Source organism: Ferrithrix thermotolerans DSM 19514 (assembly GCF_900128965.1).
In the GTDB taxonomy this organism is placed as follows: domain Bacteria; phylum Actinomycetota; class Acidimicrobiia; order Acidimicrobiales; family Acidimicrobiaceae; genus Ferrithrix; species Ferrithrix thermotolerans.
Genome location: NZ_FQUL01000056.1, coordinates 1 through 7,854, shown reverse-complemented (window position 1 = coordinate 7,854; position 7,854 = coordinate 1). Strand labels below are relative to the sequence as shown.

At 49.9% G+C, this 7,854-nt stretch carries 6 protein-coding genes and 1 pseudogene; 3 read left to right on the top strand and 4 right to left on the bottom strand.

Features of this window, described 5'->3' with window-relative positions; all coding sequences use genetic code 11:
* Positions 1-853 precede the first annotated feature (853 nt).
* Positions 854-1,582: a hypothetical protein gene (locus BUA24_RS11165; protein ID WP_072792609.1), complete on the bottom strand. Its 729-nt coding sequence runs from the start codon at positions 1,580-1,582 to the stop codon at positions 854-856.
* Positions 1,583-3,563: 1,981 nt separating this feature from the next.
* Here BUA24_RS11165 and BUA24_RS12310 point away from each other — a divergent pair.
* Positions 3,564-3,956, top strand: coding sequence for a DUF6431 domain-containing protein (locus BUA24_RS12310; RefSeq protein WP_272867310.1), 393 nt, complete (start codon positions 3,564-3,566; stop codon positions 3,954-3,956).
* Between the two features lie 67 nt (positions 3,957-4,023).
* On the opposite strand, the gene BUA24_RS11155 is transcribed toward BUA24_RS12310, so the two are convergent.
* Both BUA24_RS11155 and BUA24_RS11150 read right to left on the bottom strand, forming a co-directional pair.
* Positions 4,024-4,569, bottom strand: coding sequence for a hypothetical protein (locus BUA24_RS11155; RefSeq protein WP_072792605.1), 546 nt, complete (start codon positions 4,567-4,569; stop codon positions 4,024-4,026).
* A 90-nt stretch (positions 4,570-4,659) separates the two neighbouring features.
* Positions 4,660-5,229, bottom strand: coding sequence for a hypothetical protein (locus BUA24_RS11150; RefSeq protein ID WP_072792603.1), 570 nt, complete (start codon positions 5,227-5,229; stop codon positions 4,660-4,662).
* A 300-nt stretch (positions 5,230-5,529) separates the two neighbouring features.
* Between BUA24_RS11150 and BUA24_RS12655 the strand changes: the two genes are divergently transcribed.
* On the top strand, positions 5,530-5,688 hold the full coding sequence (locus tag BUA24_RS12655) for a hypothetical protein (protein WP_178138821.1): 159 nt from the start codon (positions 5,530-5,532) through the stop codon (positions 5,686-5,688).
* 831 nt (positions 5,689-6,519) lie between these two features.
* Positions 6,520-6,972, top strand: a pseudogene (locus BUA24_RS13495) (PLP-dependent cysteine synthase family protein); the annotation flags it as partial.
* Between the two features lie 176 nt (positions 6,973-7,148).
* On the opposite strand, the gene BUA24_RS11135 reads toward BUA24_RS13495, so the two are convergent.
* A complete protein-coding gene (locus BUA24_RS11135; protein WP_245790469.1) occupies positions 7,149-7,352 on the bottom strand; it encodes a hypothetical protein in 204 nt (67 codons plus the stop codon).
* Positions 7,353-7,854 lie beyond the last annotated feature (502 nt).

The window sequence follows — 7,854 nt, the reverse complement described above, 5'->3', positions numbered from 1 at the left end:
ACCAGGATCGTGTCTACTTCTTTGTCATACAACAAAGAAAGAAACCTTTGTCTGTGACCATTGAGGGCAGAACCAACCTCGCTGACCACTCGATTTACTGAGTAACGATGTCAAGTGGCCCAGCCAAGCACGCGTGCCACTTGGCGATCCAGATCGCTCCTTTTATCAGCAGAAGATAGGCGAGTGTAAATCACCGTAGATCCTTGTCCTTTTCGAGAACTTAGATGACAGATCTCCCACCAAGATGAGCTTTCCCATTTTGGTTGCCGGTACTTACAACTTGCCTTGACGAAACCACTTGTAAGCGGTCTGGGGATGAATACCTTGTTCAAGTGCCCACTCACGAAGATTTACTATAAATCGTTATAGCTGCGCGTGAAGTCAACTGTTGGAACCCCTTTCAGTAAGGCGAAACAAAGTGCGAGACAGCGGACGGGTCCACGCCTACATCCAGCTGGCAGTCGACTCCAGTGGTTGAATCACTCGACCTGGGAAGATTTCCCGATTGCGGGGTGAACGGTCACGCTCATCACGAGACCAACTGAGCACGCACCCCTAGCTTTAGCCTGTACGTATCATTGTAAACCACACCACTTCTGCGACTCCCACTAGGAATAACCCGGTCCCCAAGGCCATGGCTACTCGCGAACTGCCCCGCTTGGCTGCTCGCCTCCTGTAGAGCCTGCCCTCCAGGGCTCGGCTAACCTGCGAGGGTGGAGCCGCCCGCAGATACATGACGAACCCGGTATAAATCACCCCAAGTGCAACGAGTAACAATACATCCTTCTGCATTTCGGTCACCTTGGCCCCCTTTTATCTACTCACATAAACTCAACTCTGAGCACATCGAACATCACGCGCAGCCGTGGGATGGTTCTACCCAGTAATGGAGACCGACCCAGAGATTTCGATTACCGCACATGCTCTGTGTCTCAGCCAAGTAAGCAGCTGCACCACCGGCAGCGGCAGCTAGTGCTCCTGCGACCCCTGCGGCAACAGCCCCTACACCAATCGCACCTAGGGCAGCGACGACAACGGCGGACACAGCTGCCCCAGCGATAAGCTCATCGACCAAACCAGTTGCGAAACACTGGTTCATATACCACTGGAATCCATCCCAACCATCGAACTGGAAGCTTTCCCAGCCAGAGCAACCACCGGATCCTATGAAGACGTCAGGCGAGGCACCTCCGCTGTCTTTCGTGGGCGATACACGGACGGTGGCAGAAACTCCTACCGTCTTTGCGTCTACCGGAGCGCTATTATATGCATCGACAAGATTCTTGACAGCCAAATATTCCTCGGGTGAGCTTACAGCTTTAAATGCTGGAGACAGTGTGACAGTCAACCCTTTAGTGCTGACGTAGGGCGCCGCTTGGGCTGCCCATGCCGACGGCAGGATCGTCGCGTGAACAGCCAGCTGCGTCTCGCCTGACGGTAGTTGAATTACCTGGGTCTGAGAGGGGATCCCACCGGTAGAAGACAGTTTCACAACCGTGCTCGCTATGGCTCCTTGGCCAGTTGGTTGCTTTGTAGTTGAGTCCCCAGTACCATGCCCCAGGTTTGCCGCTGTCAACCCCATACCAGCTCCAACGCTGACCAAAGCGACACTAGCCGCTGCTACAGCCCCCCCGAATGATATCTCTTACCTTCATTTACTTACCCCCCATTTAGAGCAACGCCAGTCATTTCGACTGCTACTTGTCCTCACCTTAGCACAACGTGGTAAAGCGGTGTTGTCATTACGATAATGTTCACGAAAGTTCATGTCAACCAGGCGCTATGGCGGAGTGGTAGGTTGCTGACCTTTCGATAATCACCTTTATCGAAAGGTCAGCAGGAGGTGATTAGTATATCGTGCCATCCTCAAGCTCTTCAACACGCCAGTTCTCGGCCATGGGCTCGTCGAGCCACTCCACCTCGGTGACAGTTTTGGCCATAGTTTTATCCTTTGCTACTCACATTAGATACTCCACAAGAACGAGAATCAACATTTCATGATTTCCGTTCTTGAATTGCCTCAACGAGAATCATCTCCTCTGATGGTGTTTCTGCGATGGAAATAAATCGCAATTTCTTCGCCCTGCTCGTATAGTTCGACGCCCTTGGTACGCAGCTACTGTTGGGTTGACCTTAGCGTGCGAGAAGGAGTCTGGTGAGCAAATCAGCAGACACTACATATATTTACCAGGGTGTTCCAAATAAACGTCAACGATAATGTGACATTACGTTTCTACCTACCATTTTGGCGGAGATCATGAGATCATGATCTCTAATTATCAACATCAGCTCGATGTTATTTTGAGGGCAAATCATCAGGCGAAGCCTGATGAGGCGGCAGCGGGAGCGTTAGCGACCGGAGAGAACACGCGACGAGTTTTAAACAAGTGCAGTAGCCTAATACTGGGATCTTAGAAACATATAGGCATTAGTAGTATCGGCGTGCTCGATTTATGGGTTTTGAACTAAGGAAACACAGGAGTAGGCGTCACCTAGTATGCGCACCTACTGTCACCTCGTGTACGTGCGTTGACCTGCGCTTTATGTCGGTTTTGGCCAAACTGGGCGCAGCGTCACCTCGTGTGCGTGGATAACTCTATTGGCCTGGCCCTACTGTGGGCAACTTGTCAGGCGTCGAGCACAATCGTTTTGGCGACCTGCGAGACGAGGGCTTTAGCACCAAGCCGTCTGAGGATAGCGCTGCGTTGGCGTAGGCGAGGCGGACGACAGGAGTGTCTTGATAACCCTGGCTGTGAACTGACGGGTTGTGCGTGCCGGCTGCCGAACTGCTCGGAGAGTAGCGCCCATGCAACGGTAGTAGTCAACGCTGGGAGTAGAAGCAGAGTGCGAGCCATGTAGGAAGATCCAGTACTAACGGGCCTGCCTTAGCCTAGTGGATAAACGCTGCGCAGCGGATGTCAAGCGGGACGCTCGATGCTTTCATCGAATCGCGAAAATCCGCAGATAAAGTGATCTTGCTAGGTTATAGTGAGGCGCTGTTGGTGGGCTTATCCGACCACCAAAGGTCTACCTCTGAGATGAGACCGACATTTGCAGCTTTGAAATTCTACATACCACCCTCGTTACGGGCGTCTGAGATGCTTATATCGCTATGGCAAGTCGAGTCACCTGTTCTCTCAAACAAGTCACAGCGTCTTTCCTGCCCCCAGTGGAGGTCAGGCCAATCTGAGCCAGGAGGGATCGCATTGAGCCGCCCATATCGATACAAGGTTGCATATCACATCGCTCATCTGCCCACCATGCAAATAGCGGCAGTTTTGAGAGACCTATACTGGTCTGGTCCGAGATCGATCGTAACTCTGCCTCTTTCGACGCTGGTGCCGTGACCTGTTTGGAATGGCAGGCTCCTGATTGTTGAGCGACTCTTTCATTGATCACATGATAGGTATTAACGTCATTGAGGCTAATGATGGATTTTCTCTGAGAGATGGTTGCATTGTCGCTAAGTGTTCTGAGAAACTAGAGAGTTCTTAAAAGATAGGACCCTCTTGCCAATCCTCAGCAGGTGAATCAAGAGGGTCCCCAGAGATGCCAGAGGCACCATGACTCTCACTGTATCAAACGACCTACGTGTTATCGAAGATGAATTAATTCAAGGCAAACTTCTTTGTCCAAGTTGCAAGGGAGTACTTCGTGCTTGGAGGTCAGCAAGAGTGAGAACAGTCCGAACAATAAGTGGTGTAACTACCGTTCGTCCCAGGCGTACAAGGTGTGCTAGCTGTTCTAAGACTCACGTACTTATACCTGATAAGTTGCTACTTCGCCGAGTTGATGAAGTAGATGTAATTGGATCTGCACTACTTAGGAGTTCTTTAGGAGATAGATACAACAAGATAGCTACTGCAATCTCTCGACCCCTAAGTACGGTGAGAGGTTGGATAAGGCGATTTCGAGCTAAAGCAGAGATGATCCGTCAGAGACTCAGATTGTCATAATCCGGATTAGCCAAAGGTCCGCTATCTTGACACATACAATCATCCGTACCCTAGACTCACTAAGGGATTACACTACACACGACAGCGACCGGACGAGTACCATACCGAGGGAGTTCTCTGAGTTGACGAGCATAAAACTCCAACGTGTGGATGAGCTGGCATGCACTACTACCTTGTCGGGATAGCCAAACGTCCCTTTCGGCATTGCTATCTCAAACATTCCCCCAGCACTAGGCCTACAAATTGGGACAATTCCGAGCGGTGGCGACAAACCGGGGATATACACCTTCACAACCAAGTTATCGTTCTGGCCGACACAAACAGCATCGAGCCCTAGTCGATGGAACCTCAGCGCCGAGCGATGATGAAGGATGATCTCTTGTGTACCCTGCCCGGTGCCAGACGCTAGTACCTGAGCACCCGGCACTGCTACAATTGTGCCGGCAGGACCGCTTATTGCCATGGAACCAAGGTACGCGCTGCTTGTAGAGTTGACGATCCGAGACACTAAGTATGTCGATCCAATGCCGATGACCAAACCAACCACAAATATTACAATGAGTAGACGCCGTCCAAGTGAACTACGCAGCACGTCGATGTCTATGATCGTCATGAACACTCCTTACCTATAAGTTCGATTGTGTGCAACTACATCTTGCTATCACAGAACTCCGAAGGTACTTTGAAAAAATCAGAACACGTTCTACAAGACGTATTGGTAGGGGAAAAACTTGCCTGTGGGCGCAATGTGATCTTGCACCGTGTTATACGAATATGTCCAGTTGCTGCAGAGTCCGGTGGATACGTTGCACTGACCTTGCTTGACTACTGTATAGTACTGTGCGTATTCAAATCCCATCCCGATCGCACCCCACTCACCTGGGGGGATACTAACTGTGTAGTTATAGCCTTCAACTTGACTGTAGCTTACATCAAAGCCCACAGCGCCACTTATGGCGCCTACTGGAATTGTTACAGATCCACCTATTTGCTCGGAAACCGTCACTGCGCGTTGACATCCCTGCGATGTGACCGCTCGCTGCTGGGTAGCAAACCCACACTGTTGCCAGTCACCTGAATAGTAACCTTCAAAGTTCTTTGATACTAAGTAAGTCGGGTAAATATAGTACTCAGGTCGAAGTTCTTGAGAACCTATCGAACTTGCTCTGGTTGATATGTGTGCTGACGTCAACGCCATATTCGTTCCGAAGCCGGATACCCCTGCGGCGAGGGCTATGTAAGCCCCCCCCCGAATAACACTCGACAACCGCATTCAAACCCCCTTGGTATGCTCGAGTAGCTTTTGTCACAAGCGCACTCGTTCACACTATAACACATCACCACGACGCAGAGAGAAAAGCAGGCAATTTTTATAGACGATCTACCCTAGTGTTCTTCGTCAGAGTTTCGCTGTTAGGCGAGAATTTGAGGTATTTCCTCCCAATAAGTATTGGTAAAATACTAATCGAGAGGAAGAGGCAACGACAATCTCCAAGTAAATATCCAAAGTAGCCCAAGGCGTGAAAGACTCAGAAGGAACCAAGAAGCGTACCGGTAAAGGTTCACCCATGTTGTGACGTCAGACGAATCGGATAAGCAGTTCCTTTCCTCAGTCACTCTCAAACGAAGCGCTCCGTCCGTTGAGGTCGTAAGGGCCAAAATTGCTCTTTGTCGAATGAGGGTGTCAGGGATAGAGATACCTCTAATGATCTGGATGTCTCTGTCTTCATGATGTCAAATGAGGATAAGACGCTTCTCGCTCTTTGGAGTCTCAACACTCTCCGATGCGCAGAGGTCTAAGGTGCTAAGGACGTATAGAGGCGACAAGATCACCTAGAACATCAACTCATTGGTCAACCAGGCAAATGTGAGCTTGTGGTCAAAGATCTCAGTTAAAAACCTTCCCTCACTGTATCGTCGGCGGACAGAGACAGAGATGGTTCAAAGGGAAGCCAAAGGGCTTATCTACATGCCGAGTATTGGCGAGCTAGATTTACCTCTGGTTGCTGGGGGATATACCCTGGTTCCAGTTGTTAGGTTTCTATTCCCGTCTCGGTCCATCTCTGCTTGAGTGTTCACGACTACTTGGAACACCTGCTCCTCGTAGGATCTTCATATAACCCACTCCTTGCAATCTCGAGTATTTCAACAAACTCACCGGCCATCAATTCTCTCACTTTGAAGTGCTCAGCGAGATGAACACCTTACTTTAGTAACAATTTGGTTGGTTCATCGTGACCTTCGCTTACGCCTTGACCAATGCGTTCTACTTGACTCATTTAGGTGATCCGTTACAAGCCTTTGGCGGTTACCGATCTACTACTGCTAAAACTCCACACCCTCAAGATTAGCAAGCCCCAAAAGTTCCGAAGGTGTCGATGTGGTCGGACTTTAACTTCCAAGTTTTGGCATTATAGGATCTTGGAGACATGTAACAAGCTGTCTCCATAAGACGAAAGGACTTCTAGAAACTAGCACGTGATTGGAAGTGTTTTTACACTTGAGTTAGATAGTAGGAATTCATGGTAGGTCGGCTGATGAGACGGTGAGGGAAGGCGGGAGCATGAAGATTGCAAGCGATGTGACTGAGCTGATAGGTGATACGCCGCTGGTCAAGATAAACAGAGTTGGATAGGGATGCGTAGCGGAGGTGGCTGCGAAGTTGGAGTTCTTCAATCCTGCTCGTAGCACAAAATATCGTATCAATGTTGCCATGATAAGAGCCGCAGAGAAAGCAGGGGTAATCAGTGAAGATACGACCATAGTCGAGCCAACCAGCGACAATACGGAAATAGCAGTTTCGATGATTTGTGCTGCTAAAGGATATTAACCCATTCTTACGATGCCTGAGACAAGGAGCAGAGAACGGAGAATGTTGCTTCAAGTCTATGGAGCAGAGCTAGAACTGACCCCGGGTCCACAAGGTATAGAAGGTGCTGTTCAAAAAGCTAAGAAACTCGCAAAGTCTGACTCAACTTACTTTATGCCTCAGCCTGGATCCACCGACGCACCCCCATTTCGGGGCGAGCCGATGGCCTGACGTCGTGATTGTGTGTCATTGAGCTAACCCGTGACTCTGGATCGGTTCTGACCCATAGTTGAGACGTGGTGGGTTAGGGATCTGATTTCGTGTTTCATTTGCGGCAACGCTTGGAGAAAGTACTTGTGACTGTGCGTGGAGTCGAAAGTAGTTCAATAGATAGTAACACGTTCGAGTGCTCGGAGGGTCGCCATAGCTGTCATGAAGCTATTGGCCCATGGCCAGCGAGCCCAGATACAAAGCATGACCTTTCCCGATCGGTTGACAAGTCGTCCCGCTAGAGCGAGGAAGTTTCGCCGAAAGCTACGAGCGATGACCATCGATTCATTCGCAGTGATCTCACCAAGGTAGCTCACTTGACGGATCAGGTTATGGGCAAGGATCGCAAGGGGGAGCCGGGCACTGTTGTAATCAAACTTACTAGGAGACTGGTGTCTTTCTCGCTGATGGGAACCGACCAAGGCTGAGACTGCGATTTGGACGATTGCTCCTCCAGTGAGTCAGATCGCGCTCTGGCCGTACAACGTAGTTGACTCTGTCTGATCGTTTGGAATTTGGGGGTACTATTATCCCTGATAAGTTGCAAAAGAGCAGGTCATAGCGTAGAATTGAGGTATAGAAGCACCTTATGAGGATAGAGCATTTTCCCCTTGGTATTGCAGATTCCCAATCTAACTTATTTGATGATATGGCCCAGTTCTGTGAGAAGACTCTCCCAAAGGATTCCATCTATGCCTTCTTACACGATGAGCGCAACCGGCTCTTTCCTGATGAGGCCTTTGCCGATCTTTTCTCAGGTAGAGGACGCCAATCAGTCCCCCCATCGTCGATAGCAACGGTCATGGTGCTCCAACGTCT